At 58.9% G+C, this 22,019-nt stretch carries 17 protein-coding genes; 3 read left to right on the top strand and 14 right to left on the bottom strand.

Features of this window, described 5'->3' with window-relative positions; all coding sequences use genetic code 11:
- Positions 1-4: 4 nt before the first annotated feature.
- The 14 genes from PSEEN_RS06965 to mtnA all read right to left on the bottom strand — a co-directional run bounded on the left by PSEEN_RS06965 (position 5) and on the right by mtnA (position 19,106).
- Entirely contained in the window at positions 5-1,042 is a 1,038-nt protein-coding gene (locus tag PSEEN_RS06965) for a polysaccharide biosynthesis protein (protein ID WP_011532783.1), read from the bottom strand.
- Complete coding sequence (locus PSEEN_RS06960) at positions 1,039-2,250, bottom strand: glycosyltransferase family 4 protein (RefSeq protein ID WP_011532782.1); 1,212 nt, start codon at positions 2,248-2,250, stop codon at positions 1,039-1,041. Before PSEEN_RS06960 ends, PSEEN_RS06965 begins: the two co-directional genes overlap by 4 nt.
- The gene (locus tag PSEEN_RS06955; protein ID WP_011532781.1) at positions 2,247-3,449 is read right to left on the bottom strand and encodes an EpsG family protein; all 1,203 of its coding nucleotides are present in this window, start codon (positions 3,447-3,449) and stop codon (positions 2,247-2,249) included. The genes PSEEN_RS06960 and PSEEN_RS06955 overlap by 4 nt, the downstream gene beginning before the upstream one ends.
- Complete coding sequence (locus tag PSEEN_RS06950; RefSeq protein WP_044487831.1) at positions 3,449-4,918, bottom strand: flippase; 1,470 nt, start codon at positions 4,916-4,918, stop codon at positions 3,449-3,451. Before PSEEN_RS06950 ends, PSEEN_RS06955 begins: the two co-directional genes overlap by 1 nt.
- 668 nt (positions 4,919-5,586) lie before the next feature.
- Positions 5,587-6,627 carry an LPS O-antigen chain length determinant protein WzzB gene (locus tag PSEEN_RS06945; protein WP_011532778.1) on the bottom strand — a complete coding sequence of 347 codons (1,041 nt, stop codon included), beginning with the start codon at positions 6,625-6,627 and terminating at the stop codon, positions 5,587-5,589.
- A gap of 323 nt (positions 6,628-6,950) precedes the next feature.
- Positions 6,951-7,181, bottom strand: a complete 231-nt coding sequence (locus PSEEN_RS06940) for a lipopolysaccharide assembly protein LapA domain-containing protein (RefSeq protein WP_044487829.1) — start codon at positions 7,179-7,181, stop codon at positions 6,951-6,953.
- A 14-nt stretch (positions 7,182-7,195) separates the two neighbouring features.
- On the bottom strand, positions 7,196-7,492 hold the full coding sequence (gene ihfB / locus PSEEN_RS06935) for an integration host factor subunit beta (RefSeq protein ID WP_011532777.1): 297 nt from the start codon (positions 7,490-7,492) through the stop codon (positions 7,196-7,198).
- Between the two features lie 313 nt (positions 7,493-7,805).
- A complete protein-coding gene (rpsA, locus tag PSEEN_RS06930) occupies positions 7,806-9,482 on the bottom strand; it encodes a 30S ribosomal protein S1 (RefSeq protein WP_011532776.1) in 1,677 nt (558 codons plus the stop codon).
- Positions 9,483-9,606: 124 nt separating this feature from the next.
- Positions 9,607-10,293, bottom strand: coding sequence for a (d)CMP kinase (gene cmk, locus PSEEN_RS06925; RefSeq protein WP_011532775.1), 687 nt, complete (start codon positions 10,291-10,293; stop codon positions 9,607-9,609).
- Positions 10,290-12,530: a bifunctional prephenate dehydrogenase/3-phosphoshikimate 1-carboxyvinyltransferase gene (locus PSEEN_RS06920; protein ID WP_011532774.1), complete on the bottom strand. Its 2,241-nt coding sequence runs from the start codon at positions 12,528-12,530 to the stop codon at positions 10,290-10,292. Before PSEEN_RS06920 ends, cmk begins: the two co-directional genes overlap by 4 nt.
- Positions 12,531-12,708: 178 nt before the next feature.
- Complete coding sequence (gene pheA / locus PSEEN_RS06915) at positions 12,709-13,803, bottom strand: prephenate dehydratase (RefSeq protein ID WP_011532773.1); 1,095 nt, start codon at positions 13,801-13,803, stop codon at positions 12,709-12,711.
- The gene (serC, locus tag PSEEN_RS06910; protein ID WP_011532772.1) at positions 13,803-14,888 is read right to left on the bottom strand and encodes a 3-phosphoserine/phosphohydroxythreonine transaminase; all 1,086 of its coding nucleotides are present in this window, start codon (positions 14,886-14,888) and stop codon (positions 13,803-13,805) included. Before serC ends, pheA begins: the two co-directional genes overlap by 1 nt.
- A gap of 131 nt (positions 14,889-15,019) precedes the next feature.
- Complete coding sequence (gene gyrA, locus PSEEN_RS06905) at positions 15,020-17,782, bottom strand: DNA gyrase subunit A (RefSeq protein ID WP_011532771.1); 2,763 nt, start codon at positions 17,780-17,782, stop codon at positions 15,020-15,022.
- A 247-nt stretch (positions 17,783-18,029) separates the two neighbouring features.
- A complete protein-coding gene (gene mtnA / locus PSEEN_RS06900) occupies positions 18,030-19,106 on the bottom strand; it encodes an S-methyl-5-thioribose-1-phosphate isomerase (RefSeq protein ID WP_011532770.1) in 1,077 nt (358 codons plus the stop codon).
- A gap of 111 nt (positions 19,107-19,217) precedes the next feature.
- On the opposite strand from mtnA, the gene PSEEN_RS06895 reads away from it, so the two are divergent.
- The 3 genes from PSEEN_RS06895 to mupP all read left to right on the top strand — a co-directional run bounded on the left by PSEEN_RS06895 (position 19,218) and on the right by mupP (position 21,979).
- On the top strand, positions 19,218-20,543 hold the full coding sequence (locus tag PSEEN_RS06895) for a TRZ/ATZ family hydrolase (protein WP_044487826.1): 1,326 nt from the start codon (positions 19,218-19,220) through the stop codon (positions 20,541-20,543).
- 63 nt (positions 20,544-20,606) lie between these two features.
- Positions 20,607-21,305, top strand: a complete 699-nt coding sequence (gene ubiG, locus PSEEN_RS06890; RefSeq protein ID WP_011532768.1) for a bifunctional 2-polyprenyl-6-hydroxyphenol methylase/3-demethylubiquinol 3-O-methyltransferase UbiG — start codon at positions 20,607-20,609, stop codon at positions 21,303-21,305.
- Positions 21,306-21,307: 2 nt separating this feature from the next.
- Positions 21,308-21,979: an N-acetylmuramic acid 6-phosphate phosphatase MupP gene (gene mupP / locus PSEEN_RS06885; RefSeq protein ID WP_011532767.1), complete on the top strand. Its 672-nt coding sequence runs from the start codon at positions 21,308-21,310 to the stop codon at positions 21,977-21,979.
- The last annotated feature ends 40 nt before the right edge of the window (positions 21,980-22,019 follow it).

Genomic DNA, 22,019 nt, shown 5'->3' with positions numbered 1-22,019 from the left:
CAGGTCACTCCTCAGGCGTGGCGTGCTCACCGCGCTGGATGGCGCGCATGAAATCGAGCTTCAGCAGCAGTTTCTGCATGCCTTCAACGTCCAGGCGCTCGGTGTTGTGCGAGTTGTAATCTTCGGTACGGGAGATCTTGGTCTCGCCCTCTTCGACGAACTTGGCGTAGTTCAGGTCGCGCAGGTCTGGCGGTACGCGGAAGTAGTCGCCCATATCCTCGGCGCAGGCCATCTCTTCACGGCTCAGCAGGGCCTCGTAGAGTTTTTCGCCATGGCGAGTACCAATCACCTGGATCGCGTGCTCAGGTTTGCCAACCAGCGCGGTCAGAGCCTTGGCCAGGACCTCGACGGTCGCGGCAGGGGCTTTCTGTACGAACAGGTCACCATTGTTGCCATGTTCGAAGGCGTACAGTACCAGGTCGACCGCATCGGCCAGCGTCATCATGAAGCGAGTCATGCTCGGGTCGGTCAGGGTCAGGGCCTTGCCGGCGCGAATCTGCTCGATGAACAGCGGGATGACCGAGCCGCGGGAGGCCATGACGTTGCCGTAGCGCGTACCGCAGATGACCGTCTTGTCGTCATCGACGTTGCGCGACTTGGCGACCATGACCTTTTCCATCATCGCCTTCGAGATACCCATGGCGTTGATCGGATAGACGGCTTTGTCGGTACTCAGGCAGACAACGCGTTTGACTTCGTTCTGAATGGCCGCTTCAAGGACATTCTCAGTACCCAGAACGTTGGTCTTCACCGCTTCCAGAGGGTGAAACTCGCAGGATGGCACCTGCTTTAGCGCTGCGGCATGGAAGATGTAATCGACACCACGCGTTGCGTTCAAAATGCTTTGATAATCACGCACATCACCGATGTAAAACTTCAGCTTGGCGCTCGCGTAGCGCTTGCGCATGTCATCCTGTTTCTTCTCATCACGGCTGAAGATACGAATCTCGCCGATATCGGTTTCCAGGAAGCGCTTCAGTACCGCATTACCGAAAGAACCGGTACCGCCGGTGATCAGGAGAGTTTTTCCTTTGAAATTCATACTTCCTCGCATGCTGCAATAATAGTTGTGACAGCCGACTCGACTTTCATTTCCTGTTCGTAGTAGCGCCGACCATTTAGCGCACATTCGGACAAAAATACGCTATCCTGATGCATTTCCGCAAGCGCCCGTCCGAGTGAGCCGGGGTCCCCCGCCTCTACCCAAAGACCGGCCTTCATATCGTTAATCAAAATAGAACCAAACTCAGTATAGCGATCAATCGACGCCAAAATTGGCAGACCCACCTTCAAATAATCGATCGATTTAGATGGAAAACTCGGCACAGCATGCTGCCCCGCCAACGAGACGATCCCTACATCGCACACTGCAATAATTTTTTCGTATTCGTCACGAGGCACGTAATCAATAAATTTAACATTAGTTAAACCCTCATCCTCGGCACGCGCACGTAAGCGTGGCAGTTCACTACCACGACCGATGAAGACAAACTGGTAGGCAGGCTCCTGCTTCAAGCTGGCGGCAAGATTGAGAATATTGTCCAACCCTTGAACGACAGACATCGCACCACCATACACCGCAACAAAGGAGTTTTCGTCGATACCATATTTTTTACGAAGTGCCAGGCGCTCTGCAGCATCAACCCTGACCTGAGGTAGCTGCTTGGTCCAAAGCGGTAGCAATCCAACACGGCGACGATTGATCGTGTAGTTCTTCTCTAGAAACTCCACACTACCCTTGGTCATGCAACCGATTGCATCAAACTGGTTATAGAGCCGATTCTCCCACCCAACAAAAAGCTTGAATAACTTGCTCCTCCCGGAGCCCCAGAGATCCCGCATGTAATAAGGGAAAAAGTCCCAGAGGACCAGATACTTCCTAGCTTTTGGCTTACGCCAGAAAAAATCCAATAACCCCCAGATAACAATACAGGGCGTCGTCGCAACAATTAGATCAGCCCTCATGAGTTGCTTCTTGTAGCGAAGTCGCACCAGAAGCGAGAACAGAAAAATCTTGAGCATTGCACAAATGAAATTCTTTTTATAAAAAAACTTCCAGAGACGACTTCGATAGACCTTCACCCCATTGAGATCGATAACAGCACTTTCACCGTCCCCATACTCCCAACTCAACGCGAGCACGGAAACATCTTTCCCTTCACGCGAAAAACACTCCGCCAGCTCATTCGTCAGCCAACCCTCCCCAGCCCCACAGGGGTACTTAGTTGTCAGCAACAGGACCTTATTCATTCAACCCCCCGCCAAAGCCAGCGCAACTCATCATATAGTTTATCTGTCCTCTCAGAGCCGGTACTAAGAAATTCTATATTCTCGGAAAAAACACTCTGATATGGGAAGTACACTATCGATATAGTAGTTAGAACAAACTTCACATACAGCGCGCCCACCAAGCCAAACACCGCACAAAATAGAATAAAACGATTTCCGCACCTGGAAAAATCAAACGCCTGCAGCACCCAACCGATCAGGAAGAATACAAAAAACGCCTGAAACCGCGAAAGAAATGTTGGATACGCCCAGAAAAAGAAACTAATTATAACCGCCAGGCAAGCCAAGCCAAAGCCAAAAGCCTCTTCAACGCCGTAGTTGCCCGCCCGCACCAACAAGCGCCTACGGTAGCAGGCCAACAAGAACAACGACTGAAACAGCGCAACAAATAACACCTTATAGGCAATACTTGCACTAGGCGTATCGAGACTGCCATAGATCGCATATTTATCGAGGTAGGGAAGTTTAACCATCACCCCAATCAACACCCCTGGCACACTCACGCCCGCCAGATACAGCAGGCAAAGTCCCCACGCGCAAAAAGCAAAAAGCACGTATCCCGGCATCAACATACGGACTGCAAAAAAAGCAAACACTGCAAATGCACTTGACATATGAAACATCAACGCACCCGCAAACAATACAAACGAACGAAAGGACTTTCGCTCAATATAATAAATAGCCCCACAAAGAAACAGTGACAGCGCCAACCCTTGCCGCATCAGAGAAAACGAGTTAATCAAGTACAGATCAGGTATCGTGTAATAAATCGCCAATGCAAAAATTGACAACCCCTTGAAAAACTTACGAATAAATAGGGTCGTAAAAAAGACCTGAAGAGCGCTAACTAAAAATTGAAAAACAGAAAACCCAGCATTCACTTCTCGCAGCAGGCCCGCCAGCACTCTGAAGCCAAGTTCAAAATCGTACCGACCCTCCAACTGATCGCCCAACAAATAAAACTCTTTGTAAGCCGGCCAGTCATACCCCGTCTCATAACGGGTCGCGGAAAAAATAATCAACATCAAAGCCAGTGCTTTGAATATGACCCCCTCCCAACGGGAATGCTTTCCATCCAACACCCATACAAAAAGCACCCCTGACCAAACTGCCAAGAGAACGAGGGTGTAGACATCGTAAAAGCGGCTTACCAACTCCATCAGGATTGCATCTTCAGCTTAAACTTCATGGACTTTGCAGTCCACCAGACGATCACGAGTGCGAATGCAGCGCAAATAACACCCACGATCAACAACCGCACAGTAACAGCTGCATCTCGAATCAAAAGGTAGCATCCCAGTAGCGCTATCACGCCCAATAATGCAAGCCCCGCCCGGCGTGCAAAGCTGACATTCAGCTTTCGACAAGCCAAATACAGCATCAATATTGTATCGAACACCGCACGCAACACCCACGCACTGGCCGCGCCCAACACTCCAAACTTAAGCGTGAGCCACCAAAGCACAAGAAGAAACATGGGGATTTCTACAACCTGCAATAGCGCTACCAAACGGGCATCGCCCCCGCCCTGCAACAACGTCAATGGAACGTGCGCCATGCAATTTATAAGAATTGCGAAAGCAAAAATGACCAGTATCGCTTGCCCCTCAACTGCAAACTCAGCACCCACCCATAGCTTGAGCACTTCGTACGAGAAAACCGCAAGAATTAGAGACAATGGTGCGATCATTGAATAAATGATCATGCTAGAAAAATCGAACAGCCTGACAGTAGCGGACCGACCGGCGCCTGATAAGTCGCTCGAAAACAGCGGAAAAAGCACTGCAGTCAGTGCACCAGGAAGAATCCACAACTTGGTAACCAGTTCATTTGGCGTGACATAGTATGCGACTGCAGTAGCTGAAATTATTCCACCAAGAACAAAACGATCCGCATACCCCATGACCGGCCCAACCACACTTGCCACGGACAACCATCCACCGCTGGCACATAAAGATTTTACATGTTTACTTTCCCAAGCGAGAGTTCGGTGCTCCTCAATCGCCGCAGACTTGACCACAAACCAAAGATAGGCAACACACGCCATTACTCTCCCCAGAACAAGAGCAACAGCAATCAGATCCAAACGCGCACCGAACAGGCAAGCTACAACAACCGGGCCGACGAAGGTGTAGATACCAAGCGGCAGCCGAACATAATTGACCTGGCCAAATGCCTGCCGCGCTTCAAGGACGCCCCGAAACCCCGAGGCCAGGATAATAAATGGCACCGAAGCGGCCATGACATGAAATGCTGCTTCGGTTTCCTCTATATTTGTTACACCTTTTACAACCCCAACAATGGAAGTCGAAAGTAGAAACATCAATAGACCCAGCCCAACGCTGACCAGCAGCATCAGACCATAAGCGGTTCCAATCAGCCCACCCAATTTTTGATGCGCCCCCATTGCATCGTGGGCTGCAATTTGCTGAGTCAATGCTCGACCAAGACCAAGGTCGAATATTCCTGCATAGCTAACAACTGCCCAAATCAACGCCAGCAGACCAAACTTCTCCGCCCCTAACAACTCAATTAGATAAGGGATGGAAAAAAAAGCAACAACCATAGGGAGCCCGAGCCCGCCAAGATTCAGGAGCGCACCTTTAACAACCTTAGAAATCGAGCTCATACCGCCTCTGCCAAACCTTCCAAGCACCACCCCTAAACCTCTGCCTGCATCAAGGCATCAGCAATAATAAGGCGTCAACTTTATTAAACCTTGAACACAACTTACACAAACTCCTACCTCCCAGCAAAAAGCAGGCAATCAACGCACCAATGGAAACTCACAGCTAAAACCATCCAGGCAGATTACTATTCGGATAAATGGGGGCCAATACTGTAGCTTTTTAAGAAATGAGTATCACTCTCATCTTCCCGCGCCATCACCACCACCTCACTGGGGCTCACGGATAAAAACTGGAGCGATTGCAAGCATTCGATCCCTGAACCACAATCGAGCACCGCATGCCGCCAATCTCGTAAATTGGCTCAAGAAATTGCTTCAAGACTGCAGCTGCCACCAATATGACAGCATCGACGGATCCGTACTTGCAGCGCCATGCCCTCTCACACAAGCACCGGCAGGCCAATAAGGCCGAAATTCAGCGGTCGTGGAGCGTACGATACTCGTCAAGACAAGAGCTTGCCCGTGAACTGCGGAAATCGGCTCGCCCACTAGCCAGCATCACAGTCAATCAAGCACGCCCCATCAATCCTGCCTCAAGCCAAAAGCCCCCCATTCTTACATTTTAAAGAACGCTTATCCAACAATTCCGTATGCCTGAGGGGCTTTCCTCACTTTGACACAACCGTTCGTCGCACCCATCCATGTCGAGCTAGCGCCAAACACGCACCCGCTGCGAGCCCCAGGCACAAAGCGATCAGAAGGACAAGCAACGACTTAGGGCTAACTGGCCTATCAGGAACGATCAAGTCGCCATCCTGCTGGTAAACTTCGATCAAGGCGGGATCAATTCGCAGCGACCGGTAGAAGCTCACCTCCGCCTCTCTCTGACGAAGATTGCTGATAAACGGGTCATCGGATGAGCGTTTTTTCAGGTTGGCGATCTCTGCCTCCAGAGCATCACTACCCCTCATATAAGTAAGAGAACCATTCATCTGTGCGGTCAATTCTGCAGAGATGATCGGTGGTTTTACAAGACCAACGGATCGAGCAATTACTAGCGCCTCAGTCAGTCGTGCAATACGGTCGTCACGTTCCCGGCGCGCACTTTCTTGCTCTCGCCTGATCTGCTTCTCGAGGTTGTCCGCCTTGACGAGCGCATCGCTGTAGATATTCTTCAGCACCTCACGCTTGGCCCGATCACCGGCCATCTGAGTATATTGCTTAACCCACTTAGCAGCCTCTTCCGGGCTACTACTGCTCGCAGTAATCAAGTAACGATCAGACTGATCTTTACCGCCCTGCAAAATACTTAGAGCGGCAAAAAACTGCCGATAGAGATCACTACGCAGAGACGTTTTCTGCTTCTCCGCTAAAGATGGAAAATAGACATCATTAAAAAACTCCATGCGCATCGACTCAGAATTGAGGTTACGCACATAGCTCGAATAGACATCCCCAACAGAAATCAAAGGCAACTCGGCAGAACCACCGCGCCCATAATTCAACTGCGCAATATCGTTCTGAGTAGGCGGAATCGTAAACAGCTTGGCCTCATAACGTGATGGAACATAAAACACATAGACCAAACCAAGAGCAAATACCAAAGACGCCACTTTGACAACAAGAAGCCACTCCTTGAAGAGAACAACAAGGAGCTCAATAAAATCAATTTCACCCGCCCGTTCACGACCATCTTGCACTACATTCATTTTATTATCTTAACCTTTGAAACCATAACTTGTACGCCTCACCCTTCAAAACTTACTCACCCACCAGGCCTACCCATCGCCGCACACCACAGCCCCCTATAGATAGCTACGTGACACCAGAGTTCCTAGCCTTTGCCACGATACGACAGAATGCTCCAAACAAAGGGTTGGCTCTCACTTCGAAGCCGAACGTGCACCATGGCAAAGACGGCGATACGGCCCCTAGCAATCCCCCCCCCGCCACAGACCTAAAGCATCACCAGCCGCTTGCAGCATATCCCCACAAAAAAAAGCAGGCAACAGCATTACCGACCTTATGCCAATCAGGAACTGACGCCTTTGCGACGCACAAACAAGCACGCACCAAGAAGAGGCCCGACAAGGAGCCCAACAATCAATGCAGCAAGGACTGGGATTGCTACTGGCATTGCTGGAGCCGACCAACCCAAAATCGTCAGGGAGACCACTTGTTGATTTTCCAGCACAAAAAATAGCACCAACGCCAACAACAGCAGCACGAGGAGCATGATCACGGCACGCTTAAAGTTACGCATCAGAACTCTCTCCCTCAATGAGGCACATGCTCCTCTTCATTGACCCGATCACGCAACTCCTTTCCCGGCTTAAAATGCGGCACATATTTCCCCTCAAGACTCACAGACTGACCCGTCTTTGGATTACGCCCCACTCGCGGCGCACGGTAGTGCAAGGAGAAGCTGCCAAAACCACGGATCTCGATACGATCCCCAGTGGCCAGGCACTGCGACATCTGCTCAAGCATGGTCTTGATGGCCAACTCCACGTCCTTGGACGAGAGCAGCCCCTGATGGGTGACAATTCGATCGATCAGCTCCGACTTCGTCATATTTTTCCCTTCGTTATCAAGCAGCTAGATCATTGCTTAATCAGTTTTTAGCACGCTCCGACAGATTTGAACAGGGCAGTTCTTGACTTAACAAAAAAATTCAAGAAGAGGACTACAAGCCCGAAGGAACACCCTCGCCTGCCTCGAGAGCTCTTCGACACACACATGATAACCACCAGAACGAGGCAACAGCTCTAAAGAGCGACTCTTGCCCCTCTCGAGGCAAGAGTTACTTCAAAGCAAGGAGCATCGAGCCCTGCAAGCAAAAAAAAGGGCGACCCGAGGGTCGCCCTTTTTACCGATCAAACAGAACTCAGTTCTGCTTGGCCATTGCTTCGCGCAGCAGCGCAGCCATGGTGGTATCGGCAGCCGCTTCCGGAGCGTTTTTCAGGCTCTGGATGGCTTCGCGCTCTTCAGCGTCGTCCTTCGACTTGATGGACAGGCTGATAACGCGGGACTTGCGGTCGACGCTGATGATCTTGGCTTCGATCTCTTCGCCTTCCTTCAGCACGTTACGAGCGTCTTCAACGCGATCACGGCTGATTTCGGAAGCTTTCAGAGTAGCTTCGATGTCGTCGCCCAGGGTAACGATGGCGCCTTTGGCGTCAACTTCCTTGACGATACCTTTGACGATCGCGCCCTTGTCGTTCAGAGCAACGAAGTTGGAGAACGGATCGTCTTCCAGTTGCTTGATACCCAGGGAGATACGCTCGCGCTCTGGGTCAACCGACAGGATAACGGTTTCCAGCTCGTCGCCCTTCTTGAAGCGACGCACGGCTTCTTCGCCGGCTTCGTTCCAGGAGATGTCCGACAGGTGAACCAGACCGTCGATGCCGCCGTCCAGGCCAATGAAGATACCGAAGTCGGTGATCGACTTGATGGTACCGGTGATCTTGTCACCCTTGTTGAACTGGCCGGAGAAGTCTTCCCATGGGTTCGATTTGCACTGCTTGATACCCAGGGAGATACGACGACGCTCTTCGTCGATGTCCAGAACCATGACTTCCACTTCGTCGCCAACCTGAACGACTTTCGACGGGTGGATGTTCTTGTTGGTCCAGTCCATTTCGGAAACGTGCACCAGGCCTTCAACGCCTTCTTCCAGCTCAGCGAAGCAGCCGTAGTCGGTCAGGTTGGTGACGCGAGCCATGACGCGAGTGCTTTCTGGGTAGCGAGCCTTGATAGCAACCCATGGGTCTTCGCCCAGTTGCTTCAGACCCAGCGAAACGCGGTTGCGCTCACGATCGTACTTCAGGACCTTGACGTCGATCTCGTCACCAACGTTGACGATCTCGGACGGGTGCTTGATACGCTTCCAGGCCATGTCGGTGATGTGCAGCAGACCATCGACGCCGCCCAGGTCGACGAACGCACCGTAGTCGGTGAGGTTCTTGACGATACCCTTGACCTGCTGGCCTTCCTGCAGCGATTCCAGCAGAGCTTCGCGCTCGGCGCTGTTTTCGGCTTCCAGGACGCTGCGACGGGAAACGACAACGTTGTTGCGCTTCTGGTCCAGCTTGATGACCTTGAATTCCAGCTCTTTGCCTTCCAGGTGGGTGGTGTCGCGCACTGGGCGGACATCAACCAGGGAGCCCGGCAGGAACGCACGGATGCCGTTAACGTCGACAGTAAAGCCGCCCTTAACCTTACCGTTGATAACGCCCTTGACCACTTCTTCGGCAGCGAAAGCAGCTTCCAGAACAATCCAGCACTCGGCGCGCTTGGCTTTTTCACGGGACAGCTTGGTTTCGCCAAAGCCGTCTTCGACCGCGTCCAGCGCAACGTGAACTTCGTCACCGACCTTGATGGTCAGCTCGCCAGCTTCGTTGATGAACTGCTCGAGCGGGATGACGCCCTCGGACTTCAGGCCAGCGTGAACGGTAACCCAGTCGCCGTCGATGTCGACAACGATACCGGTGATGATGGCACCCGGCTGAAGATTGAGGGTTTTCAGGCTTTCTTCAAAGAGTTCTGCAAAGCTTTCGCTCATTTTAATTCCTGTAGATTCGGGCGAAACAGACGCCCATAGCCACATTCCAGACAATGTGGGTTTCGTTTAAGTAAAGAAAAGCTGGCAGGACGTTGACTGGTGCCCCTGCCGGCTCTCCTCTCCATCAGATGAGGTCGCGTAGCGCGAGCTCGCTTCTGATGCGTTGCAGCACCTGCTCGATGGACAGCTCCGTGGAATCCAGCTGAATCGCATCGGCCGCCGGCTTGAGCGGGGCCACTGCGCGCTGGGTGTCACGCTCATCGCGCGCACGGATCTCATCTAGCAGACTTGACAGACTAACATCTTCACCCTTGCCCTTCAACTGCAGGTAACGGCGACGGGCACGCTCCTCCGCGCTGGCGGTGAGGAAGACTTTCAACGGCGCGTCCGGGAACACCACGGTGCCCATGTCGCGGCCATCGGCGATCAGGCCGGGCGCCTCGCGGAAGGCGCGCTGGCGCTGCAGCAGCGCCTCGCGCACCGCCGGCAATGAGGCAACCATCGAAGCACCCGCACCAACGGTCTCGGTGCGGATGACATTGCTGACATCCTCGCCCTCGAGAATGATCTGTTGCAGCTTGCCCGGCTCGGCGGCGATGAACTGCACATCCAGATGGGCAGCCAGGGCTTTGAGCAGCTCTTCGTTGGTCAGGTCGACACCATGATTGCTGGCGTTGAACGCCAGCAATCGATACAGGGCGCCGGAGTCGAGCAGCCGCCAGCCCAGCTCACGGGCCAGCAAGCCGGCCACTGTGCCCTTGCCCGAACCGCTCGGCCCATCGATGGTAATGACCGGTGCTTGCGAACTCACGACTTGCCCTCTTCGGCGACACGGATACCGACTTCGGCGCACAGTGCCAGGAAGTTCGGGAAGGAGGTGGCGACGTTGGCGCAGTCATGGATGACGATCGGCGCGCTGGCACGCAGCGATGCAACGCTGAAGGCCATGGCAATACGGTGGTCGCCGTGGCCGTGCACCTCACCGCCACCGATCTGGCCACCCTCGATGATGATACCGTCCGGAGTCGGTTCACATTTCACGCCCAGGGTGATCAAACCATCAGCCATCACCTGGATGCGGTCCGACTCCTTGACCCGCAGCTCTTCGGCGCCACGCAGCACGGTACGCCCTTCGGCGCAGGCCGCGGCGACGAACAGTACTGGGAACTCGTCGATTGCCAGTGGCACGAGGTGCTCGGGGATTTCGATACCCTTGAGCTTCGCCCCGCGCACGCGCAGGTCAGCCACCGGCTCGCCACCGACTTCACGCTGGTTTTCCAGGGTGATGTCGCCGCCCATCAGGCGCAGGATGTCGATCACTCCGGTGCGGGTCGGGTTGATCCCGACATGCTCGAGCACCAGTTCGGAACCTTGAGCGATGGAAGCCGCCACCAGGAAGAACGCGGCGGAAGAGATGTCCGCCGGCACTTCGATGCGGGTTGCACTGAGCTTGCCGCCCGCCTGCAGGGAGGCGACCGGACCGTTGCTCTGGACCGAGTAACCGAAGCCACGCAGCATACGCTCTGTATGGTCGCGGGTTGGCGCCGGCTCGGTGACGGTGGTGGTGCCTTCGGCGTACAGGCCAGCCAGCAGCAGGCAGGACTTGACCTGGGCGCTGGCCATTGGAAGCGTGTAGTTCAACGCCTTGAGCTTGTGACCACCACGAATGGTCAGTGGCGGACGGCCTTCAGGACCGGTCTCGACCACCGCGCCCATTTCACGCAGCGGATTGGCTACGCGATTCATCGGGCGCTTGGACAGCGAGGCATCGCCGGTCATGGTGGTGTCGAACGGCTGCGCTGCCAGCAGGCCGGACAGCAGGCGCATCGAGGTGCCGGAGTTACCGACGTACAGCGGCCCGGGTGGCGGCTTGAGGCCGTGCAGGCCAACACCATGAATGGTCACGCGGCCATGGTGCGGGCCTTCGATGACCACGCCCATGTCGCGGAAGGCCTGCAAGGTTGCCAGGGCGTCCTCGCCCTCAAGGAAACCTTCCACCTCGGTGGTGCCTTCGGCCAGCGAGCCGAGCATGATCGAGCGATGCGAGATCGATTTGTCGCCTGGTACGCGAATCCGTCCGGACACGCGGCCACCAGGTTGGGCCAGGAAAATCAGGTCGTTGGCGTTCATAGCGTCCACATAGGCCCGGCGGGCCAGGATTTTACTGAAATGCTCGCGGGCAACCCGGGCGCGGGTGAACACACCCAGCAGCTGGTGCCCGTCCCCAGCATCGACCGCGTCGCGCAAGGCGTCGAGGTCGCTGCGAAATGTATCAAGGGTGCGCAGGACAGCCTCGCGGTTGGCGAGGAAGATGTCATGCCACATGATCGGGTCGCTGCCAGCGATTCTCGTGAAATCGCGGAAGCCCCCCGCAGCGTACCGGAAGATCTCCAGGTTTTCATTGCGCTTGGCCAGCGAGTCGACCAGACCGAAGGCCAGCAGGTGCGGCAGGTGACTGGTCGCGGCAAGCACTTCGTCGTGGCGCTCGACCGACATGTGCTCGACGTCGGCATCCAGCGCGCGCCACAAACGATCGACCAGGGCCAGTGCCTGCGGGTCGGTTTCCGGCAACGGCGTGAGGATCACCTTGTGGCGGCGGAACAATGCCGCATTGGAAGCTTCCACGCCACTTTGCTCGGAACCCGCGATCGGATGCCCCGGCACGAAGCGTGGCAGACGCTCGGCGAAAGACTCGCGAGCGGCACGCACCACGTTGCCTTTGGCACTGCCCACATCGGTGATCACCGCATCGCCCAGGTCAAGCTGAGCCAGACGCGCCAGAAGCTTCTCCATGGCCAGGATCGGCACCGCCAGCTGGATGACGTCGGCGCCGACACAGGCGGCGGCGAGGTCTTCCTCGCAGCGATCGACCACGCCAAGCGCCACGGCCTGCTTGCGCGACTCGGCATCGAGATCGACACCGACCACTTCGCGGCACAGGCCGCTTTCGCGCAGGCCCTTGGCGAACGAGCCGCCGATCAGGCCGAGGCCGACCACGACCAGCCGACCGATAAGCGGTGCGGATTGTTTTGTTACAGCATCAACCACGAGTGCGAACCCTGTTCAGAAATCTAGGCAATCTGCGAGACCCATTGGGGCTGCGTTGCAGCCCATCGCGACACAAGGCCGCACCCACAGGATCCAGTACAGTTTCAAGGCCTGCACAATACCTGTGGGAGCGGCCTTGTGTCGCGATGGGGCGCAAAGCGGCCCCAGTAATCTCAAATCAAAGCACCGCCTTCGGATAGGAACCCAGCACCTTCAGCGCCACGGCCTCCTGACTGATCTGCTCCAGTACCGCCTTGATCAGCGGGTCACGGTGATGGCCGACGAAGTCGATGAAGAACACGTACGTCCATTTGCCGCTACGCGACGGACGGGTCTCGATGCGCGTGAGGTCGATGCCGTTCTCATGGAACGGCACGAGCAGCTCATGCAGCGCACCCGGCTTGTTGCTCATGGAGACGATGATCGAGGTCTTGTCGTCGCCGGTCGGCGGCACTTCCTGGCTGCCGATCATGAGGAAGCGCGTGGAGTTGTCCGGGCGGTCCTCGATCTTCTCGGCCAGGCGGGTCAGACCGTACAGGTTGGCCGCCATGTCACCGGCGATCGCCGCCGAGTTCCACTCGCCCTTCACCCGCTTGGCCGCCTCGGCATTGCTGGACACCGCCACGCGCTCGACGTTCGGATAGTGGGCGTCCAACCACTTGCGGCACTGGGCCAGCGACTGGGCATGGGAGTAGATGCGGGTGATGCTGTCGGTCTTGGTGTTCTCACCCACCAACAGGTGGTGGTGGATACGCAGCTCGACTTCGCCACAGATCACCATGTCGTGCTCGAGGAAGCTGTCCAGTGTATGGCTGACCGCACCTTCGGTGGAGTTCTCCACCGGCACCACGCCGAAGTTGACGGCACCGGCCGCCACCTCGCGGAACACCTCGTCGATGGCCGCCATCGGGCGACTGACCACCGCATGGCCGAAGTGCTTCATGGCCGCCGCCTGGGTGAAGGTGCCCTCAGGGCCGAGGTAGGCGATCTTGAGCGGCTCTTCCAGGGCCAGGCACGACGACATGATTTCGCGGAACAGCCGCGCCATCTCTTCGTTGTCCAGCGGCCCCTTGTTGCGCTCCATGACGCGCTTGAGCACCGCCGCCTCGCGCTCGGGGCGGTAGAACACCGGCTTCTCGCCTTCGGCGAGGGTGGCGGTCTTGACCTTGGCGACTTCCTGGGCGCAACGGGCACGCTCGCTGATCAGCTCGAGGATCTTCTCGTCGAGGCTGTCGATGCGAACGCGCAGCGCCTTGAGTTCCTGATCGGACATCAAGCGTGCTCCTTCTCGAACTCGGCCATGTAGCCGACCAGGGCTTCGACCGCTTCCAGCCCCAAGGCGTTGTAGATCGAGGCGCGCATGCCGCCAACCGAACGATGCCCCTTGAGGTTCAGCAGGCCGCGGGCATCGGCACCCGCGAGGAAGGCTTTGTCCAGGCGCTCGTCGGCCAGGCGGAACGGCACGTTCATCCACGAGCGGGCGTTGTGGCTGATCGGGTTGGTGTAGAACTCGCTGCTGTCGATGAACCCGTACAGGCGGTCTTTCTTAGCGCGGTTACGCTGCTCCATCGCCTCGACGCCACCCTGCTCCTTGAGCCACTCGAACACCAGGCCCGAGAGGTACCAGGAGTAGGTGGCCGGGGTGTTGTACATCGAGCCGTTGTCGGCCGAGACCTTGTAGTCGAGCATGGTCGGGCAGCTGCTGCGGGCACGCCCCAGCAGGTCTTCGCGCACGATCACCACGACCAGGCCGCTGGGGCCGATGTTCTTCTGTGCGCCGGCGTAGATCAGGCCGTACTGGGAAACATCGATCGGGCGCGAGAGGATGTCCGAGGACATATCAACCACCAGCGGCACGTCACCGGCCTCGGGCACCCAGTCGAACTGCAGGCCACCGATGGTTTCGTTGGACGCATAGTGCAGGTAGGCAGCGTTCTTGCTCAGCTTCCATTCGTTCTGGCCCGGAATCGCCAGGTAATCGTAAGCCTTGGCGCTGGCGGCAACGTTGACGCTACCGAAGCGGCGCGCCTCTTCGATGGCCTTTTTCGACCAGATACCGGTCTCGACGTAGTCGGCGACGCCGTTTTCCGGCAGCAGGTTCAGCGGAATCTCGGCGAACTGCTGGCTCGCGCCGCCCTGCAGGAACAGCACCTTGTAGTTGGAGGGGACGGACAGCAGGTCGCGCAGGTCCTGTTCGGCCTTTTCGGCGATGGCCACGTAGTCGTCGCTGCGATGGCTCATTTCCATCACCGACAGGCCCTTGCCGCGCCAGTCCAGCATTTCGGCCTGGGCACGCTGCAGGACAGCATCGGGAAGCGCGGCCGGGCCTGCGCAGAAGTTAAAGGCTCGTTTGCTCACATCCACTCTCGCTCTGCCAAATAGAACAAATCGTAACTTGCAGGCTCGCCAAGCCCTGTAGGAGCGGCGTTGCCTGTTCCAATCAGTCAAACGGGGCGACCTTGGTCGCCCCGCTCGGGTTGTTGCTTCACTTATTCCTGAGGCGCCTCTTCAGCACCCGCGTTGTCCTCGCCCACCGCATCGAGCGGGGCGCCCTCCTCGTCCGTCTCGATCAGTTCGTCGAGCTCTTCCTCGGATGGCTCCTGGACACGCTCCACGCCGACCAACGTCTCGTCGGCGGCCAGCTTGATCAGCGTCACACCCTGGGTGTTACGGCCCAGGCTGGACACCTCACCAACCCGCGTGCGCACCAACGTGCCCTGGTCGGAGATCAGCATGATCTCTTCGCCTTCCTGCACCTGGATAGCACCGGTCAACAGGCCGTTGCGCCCCTTGGTGCCCATGGCGATCACACCCTGACCACCACGGCCACGACGCGGGAACTTCGACAGCGGCGTACGCTTGCCGAAGCCGCGCTCGGAGGCGGTGAGGATCTGCGCGCCGGACTCCGGAATCAGCATGGAAATGATGCGCTGCCCTTTGCCCAACTTCATGCCACGCACACCACGGGCAGTACGGCCCATTTCGCGCACGACGCTCTCGGCGAAGCGGATCACCTTGCCGGCGTCGGAGAACATCATGACTTCCTTGGCACCGTCGGTGATAGCGGCGGCGATCAGGGTGTCACCTTCCTTGAGCTTCAGGGCGATCAGGCCGTTGGAGCGCGGACGGGCGAACTGCACCAGCGGGGTCTTCTTGACGGTACCGGAGGCAGTGGCCATGAAGATGTAGGCGCCGGTAGGCTCGGCAGCCCACTCAGGCGTATCGCCATCTTCCTCGTCGGCTTCCTCGACCTCGACCAGCTCACCCTCGATCACACCGTCGTCACCGTCTTCCAGCTCTTCTTCCGGATCGGCGTGCTGCTGCAGGGCTTCCAGGTCGATCTGCAGCATGGCGGTGATGCGTTCACCTTCTTCCAGCGGCAGCAGGTTGACCAGCGGACGACCACGGGCGGCGCGGGAGGCCTCGGGAATGTCATAAGTTTTGAGCCAGTAAACCTTGCCCTTGCTGGAGAACAGCAGGAGCGTCGCATGGCTGTTGGCGACCAGCAGATGTTCGATGTAGTCCTCGTCCTTCACGCCGGTCGCCGACTTGCCCTTGCCGCCACGGCGCTGGGCCTGGTAGGCGGACAACGGTTGCGTCTTGGCGTAGCCGCCGTGGGAGATGGTCACCACGCGCTCTTCTTCGGGGATCATGTCGCCGTAGTTGAGGTCGTGACGGGCGTCGAGGATTTCGGTGCGACGGGCATCGCCGTACTCGGCACGGATCGCTTCGAGCTCTTCGCGGATCACTTCCATCAGGCGCTCGGCGCTGCTGAGGATGCGGATCAGCTCACCGATCTGCTCCAGGATTTCCTGGTACTCAGCCAGCAGCTTTTCATGCTCCAGGCCGGTCAGGCGGTGCAGACGCAGGTCGAGGATGGCCTGGGCCTGTTCCGGCGACAGGTAGTACTTGCCTTCACGCAGGCCATACTGCTCCGGCAAGTCTTCCGGGCGGCAGGAGTCGGCGCCGGCACGCTCGACCATCACCTGCACGGCACTGGATTCCCAGGCGGTGCTGATCAGGGCTTCCTTGGCCTCGGACGGCGTCGGCGAAGCCTTGATCAGGGCGATGACCGGATCGATGTTGGACAGCGCAACCGCCTGACCTTCAAGAATGTGGCCGCGCTCACGGGCCTTGCGCAGCTCGAACACGGTACGACGCGTCACGACCTCACGGCGGTGACGGACGAACGCCTCGAGCAGGTCCTTCAGGTTCAGCAGGCGCGGACGACCGTCGATCAGGGCGACGATGTTGATGCCGAACACGCTCTGCAGTTGCGTCTGCTGGTAGAGGTTGTTGAGCACCACCTCCGGCACCTCGCCGCGGCGCAGCTCGATGACGATGCGCATGCCGTCCTTGTCGGACTCGTCGCGCAGCTCGGTGATGCCTTCGATCTTCTTCTCCTTGACCAGCTCGGCGATCTTCTCGATCAGACGCGCCTTGTTCAGCTGGTAGGGGAGTTCGGTGACGACGATCTGCTGGCGGCCGCCAACCTTGTCGATGTCTTCGATTTCCGAGCGGGCGCGCATATAGATGCGGCCACGGCCGGTGCGATAGGCCTCGATGATGCCCTGACGACCGTTGATCAGGCCTGCTGTCGGGAAGTCCGGCCCCGGGATGAACTGCATCAGTTCATCGACCGTGATGTCGGAGTTATCGATCAGCGCCAGGCAACCATCGATCACTTCGCCCAGGTTGTGCGGCGGGATGTTGGTGGCCATGCCCACGGCGATACCGCTGGAGCCGTTGACCAGCAGGTTGGGGATCTTGGTCGGCATGACCGCCGGGATCTGCTCGGTGCCGTCGTAGTTAGGAACCCAGTCGACGGTCTCTTTGTGCAGGTCGGCCAGCAGTTCGTGGGCCAGCTTGGCCATGCGCACTTCGGTGTATCGCATGGCCGCGGCGTTGTCGCCGTCCACCGAACCGAAGTTGCCCTGGCCATCGACCAGCAGGTAGCGCAGCGAGAACGGCTGCGCCATGCGCACGATGGTGTCGTACACGGCGGTGTCGCCGTGCGGGTGGTACTTACCGATCACGTCACCGACCACACGGGCGGATTTCTTGTACGGCTTGTTCCAGTCGTTGCCCAGCTCGCTCATCGCATAGAGAACGCGTCGATGCACGGGCTTCAAGCCGTCACGCGCATCGGGCAGCGCTCGCCCGACAATCACGCTCATCGCGTAGTCGAGGTAAGACTGTCTCAGTTCGTCTTCGATATTGACCGGGAGGATTTCTTTGGCCAGTTCGCCCATGAGAAGCCTGATTCCTTTTTCTGGTGAAACTTCGCCTGGTCCCTCGTAGGACGAACGAAGCTCGCCGCCGCTGCGTGAAGGGAAGCGACGACATACGACAAATCAATGAGTTGTGCCATGGATCTGCGCAATGAAGGCCGCTGCAAAGAACGGCCTTGGAAACTGCCGGATGGTATCACAAACGCTGGACGCATGGGAGATGTGGCAGGTTGCCGTGCACCACCATCCGAATGAATTGAAAAACGCCTCAATGGAGGCGTTTGCGACACATCAGCTGGGCTATTTTCGCCGCATCCGGGCGCTCGACCACACCCTTTTCGGTGACGATCACGTCGATCAGATCGGCCGGCGTGACATCGACCACCGGGTTGTATACCTCGACGTCGGCCGTCACCTGAATGCCAGCCACTTCCAGCAGCTCTTCCACGCCTCGCGTTTCCAGCGGAATATCCTCGCCCGTGGCCAGGTTCAGGTCGATGCTGCTGCTGGGCGCCACCACCATGAAGCGCAGCCCGTGATGCATGGCCGCCACCGCTATCTGGTAGGTGCCGATCTTCGCCGCGACGTCACCGTTGGCGGCAATGCAGTCGGCGCCGACCACCACCCAGCTGATGCCCTTGGTCTTCATCAGATGCCCTGCCGCCGCGTCGGCAACCACGGTCACCGGCACGCCGTCGGCGGCCAACTCCCAGGCAGTGAGACGTGACCCTTGCAGCCACGGACGGGATTCACAGACATAAACCTGCTCGACCATCCCCTCCAGCGTGGCGGCGCGAATCACCCCCAAGGCAGTGCCGAAGCCACCGGTGGCCAGGGCCCCGGCGTTGCCATGGGTGAGCAGGGCCTGTTCGCTGCCTTGGTGCTTGCGGATCTGCTCGACCCCAAACTGGGCCATGGTCAGGTTGGCCTCACGGTCACTTTCATGAATGGCGATCGCCTCGGCCTCCATGACTGCCAGCACATCATCGCCCGGGCGCAGGCGCTGCAAGCGCTCACGCATGCGGTTGAGCGCCCAGAACAGGTTGGCCGGCGTGGGGCGCGCCTCGCCCAGCATCAGGAAGTCCTCTTCCAGGGACTCCTCCCACCCCTCGCCTTCAGCCAGGCGCTGACGCAGCGCCAGTACCAGCCCGTAGGCGGCGCTAATGCCGATTGCCGGGGCGCCGCGCACCACCATTTCGCTGATCGCCTCGGCCACCTGCGCCACATCGGTGCAGGTCAGCCAGCACTGTTCCAGCGGCAGCAGGCGCTGGTCGAGCAGGTGCAGCGCGCCATCGTGCCATTCGATGCCCGTCACCGTCTCCGCCGCCATCAGTTGCTCGCGCATCGCCTCTCCCCGTCGCCCTGGCATCAAAAGGCGGCGATTATAGCGACCCTCAGCCGCGGCCGCTCGGGTATACTGCGCGTTTAACCGAACCGACCCTGGTATATACCGCGCATGCCCTCCTCCATGCCCCCTCTAGACCTGTTGCTGGCGCCACGCTGGCTGGTACCCGTGGAGCCGGCTGGCGTGGTGCTGGAAAATCATGCGCTGGGCATCCGCGATGGCCAGATCGCCTGGCTCGGCCCGCGCGAGCGCGCGCCCTTGGCGAATCAGGTGCGGGAACTCCCCGATTGCCTGCTCACCCCCGGCCTGGTCAACGCCCACGGCCATGCCGCCATGTCGCTGTTCCGGGGGCTGGCCGACGACCTGCCGCTGATGACCTGGCTCGAGGAGCACATCTGGCCGGCCGAAGGGCGCTGGGTCGATGAAGCCTTCGTGCGCGACGGCACCGACCTTGCCATTGCTGAACAGCTCAAGGGCGGTATCACCTGTTTCGCCGACATGTACTTCTTCCCTCGCGAAGCCTGCGACCGCGTGCACCGCAGTGGCATCCGCGCGCAGATCGCCGTCCCCCTGCTGGACTTCCCCATTCCCGGCGCCCGCACGCCGGAAGAAGGCCTGCACCTGGCCATCGAGCTGTTCGGCGACCTGCGCCACCACCCGCGCATCACCGTCGCCCTTGGCCCGCACGCCCCCTATACCGTCAGCGACGCGAACCTGGAGAAGATCCGCATCATCGCCGACCAGCTCGACGCGCCCGTGCACATGCATATCCACGAGACCGCTGGCGAAATCGAGCAGGCCCTCAAGGGTAACGGCGAGCGCCCGCTGGCCCGCCTCGCCCGCCTGGGCCTGCTCGGCCCCAATCTGCAAGCGGTGCACATGACCCAGGTCAGCGACGAAGATCTGGCGCTGCTGGTAGAAAGCAACACCAGCGTGGTCCACTGCCCCGAATCCAACCTCAAGCTGGCCAGTGGCTTCTGCCCGGTGGAGCGCCTGTGGCAGGCTGGCGTGAATGTAGCGGTCGGTACCGATGGCGCCGCCAGCAACAACGACCTCGACCTGCTCGGCGAGACCCGTACCGCCGCCCTGCTGGCCAAGGCGGTCGCAGGCTCGGCCACGGCCCTGGACGCCCATCGCGCCCTGCGCATGGCCACGCTCAATGGCGCCCGGGCACTGGGGCTGGAAGCGATTACCGGCTCGCTGGAAGTGGGCAAGGCCGCCGACCTGGTCGCCTTCGACCTCTCCGGCCTGCAGCAGCAACCGGTGCACGATCCGGTCTCGCAACTGATCTACGCCACCGGCCGCGACTGCGTGAAAGACGTCTGGGTCGCCGGCCACGCCCTGGTTCAGGATCGCTGCCTGACGCAGATGGACGAAGCCGCGCTGGCCAGTACCGCCCGCGCCTGGGGAGCCCGCATCGGCGGGCGCAACGAATAGCCGGCCGGCAGCCACGGCTGCCGGCCTGTAGCACTTTCATCGAAGTTTCAGAGGACTGTTCACATGAGCAACGTCGACCACGCCGAAATCGCCAAGTTCGAGGCCCTGGCCCATCGCTGGTGGGACCGCGAGAGCGAGTTCAAGCCCCTGCACGACATCAACCCGCTGCGGGTCAACTGGATTGACGAGCGCGTGAGCCTGGCAGGCAAGAAAGTCCTGGACGTCGGTTGCGGCGGCGGCATCCTCAGCGAGGCGATGGCCCAGCGCGGCGCCACCGTCACCGGCATCGACATGGGCGAGGCGCCGCTGGCGGTAGCCCAGCTGCACCAGCTGGAGTCCGGCGTGGACGTCGAGTACCGGCAGATCACCGCCGAAGCCCTGGCCGAGGAGATGCCCGAGCAGTTCGACGTGGTCACCTGCCTGGAGATGCTCGAGCACGTGCCCGATCCATCGTCTGTGATCCGCGCCTGCTACCGCATGGTCAAGCCGGGCGGCCAGGTGTTCTTCTCGACCATCAACCGCAACCCAAAAGCCTACCTGCTAGCCATCATCGGCGCCGAATACATCCTCAAGATGCTGCCGCGCGGCACCCATGACTTCAAGAAATTCATCCGCCCTTCCGAGCTGGGCGCCTGGAGCCGCGTCGCCGGGCTGGAAGTGAAGGACATCATCGGCCTCACGTACAACCCGCTGACCAAGCACTACAAGCTGAGCAACGACGTCGACGTCAACTACATGATCCAGACCCTGCGCGAGGAATGAGCATGCGCCTGCGAGCAGTACTCTTCGACATGGACGGCACCCTGCTGGACACGGCGCCGGACTTCATCGCCATCTGCCAGGCAATGCTCACCGACCGCGGCCTGCCGACCATCGACGACGCACGCATCCGCGACGTGATTTCCGGTGGTGCCCGGGCCATGGTCGCCGCGACCTTCGCCATGGACCCGGACGCGGAAGGCTTCGAAGCGTTGCGCCTGGAGTTCCTCGAGCGATACCAGCGCGATTGCGCGGTGCACAGCAAGCTGTTCGACGGCATGCCGGAACTGCTGGCCGACATCGAGAAAGGCAACCTGCTGTGGGGCGTGGTCACCAACAAGCCGGTGCGCTTCGCCGAGCCGATCATGCAACGGCTGGGCCTGGCCGAGCGCTCGGCACTGCTGATCTGCCCGGACCACGTGAAGAACAGCAAGCCCGACCCCGAGCCGTTGATCCTGGCCTGCAAGACCCTCGACCTCGACCCGGCCAGCGTACTGTTCGTCGGTGACGACCTGCGCGACATCGAGTCCGGCCGCGACGCCGGCACCCGCACCGCGGCCGTGCGCTATGGCTATATTCATCCAGAGGACAACCCCAACAACTGGGGCGCCGACGTGGTGGTGGACCACCCGCTGGAACTGCGCAAGGTGATCGACAGCGCGCTGTGCGGCTGCTGATCCGATTTCGCGCACCAGGGAGGGCTACGCCCTCCATCGC

Origin of the sequence: Pseudomonas entomophila L48 (assembly GCF_000026105.1) — a bacterium.
Taxonomy (GTDB): Bacteria; Pseudomonadota; Gammaproteobacteria; order Pseudomonadales; family Pseudomonadaceae; genus Aquipseudomonas; species Aquipseudomonas entomophila.
The sequence above is the reverse complement of the archived record's forward strand: the minus strand, read 5'-3'. Positions and strand labels throughout refer to the sequence as shown.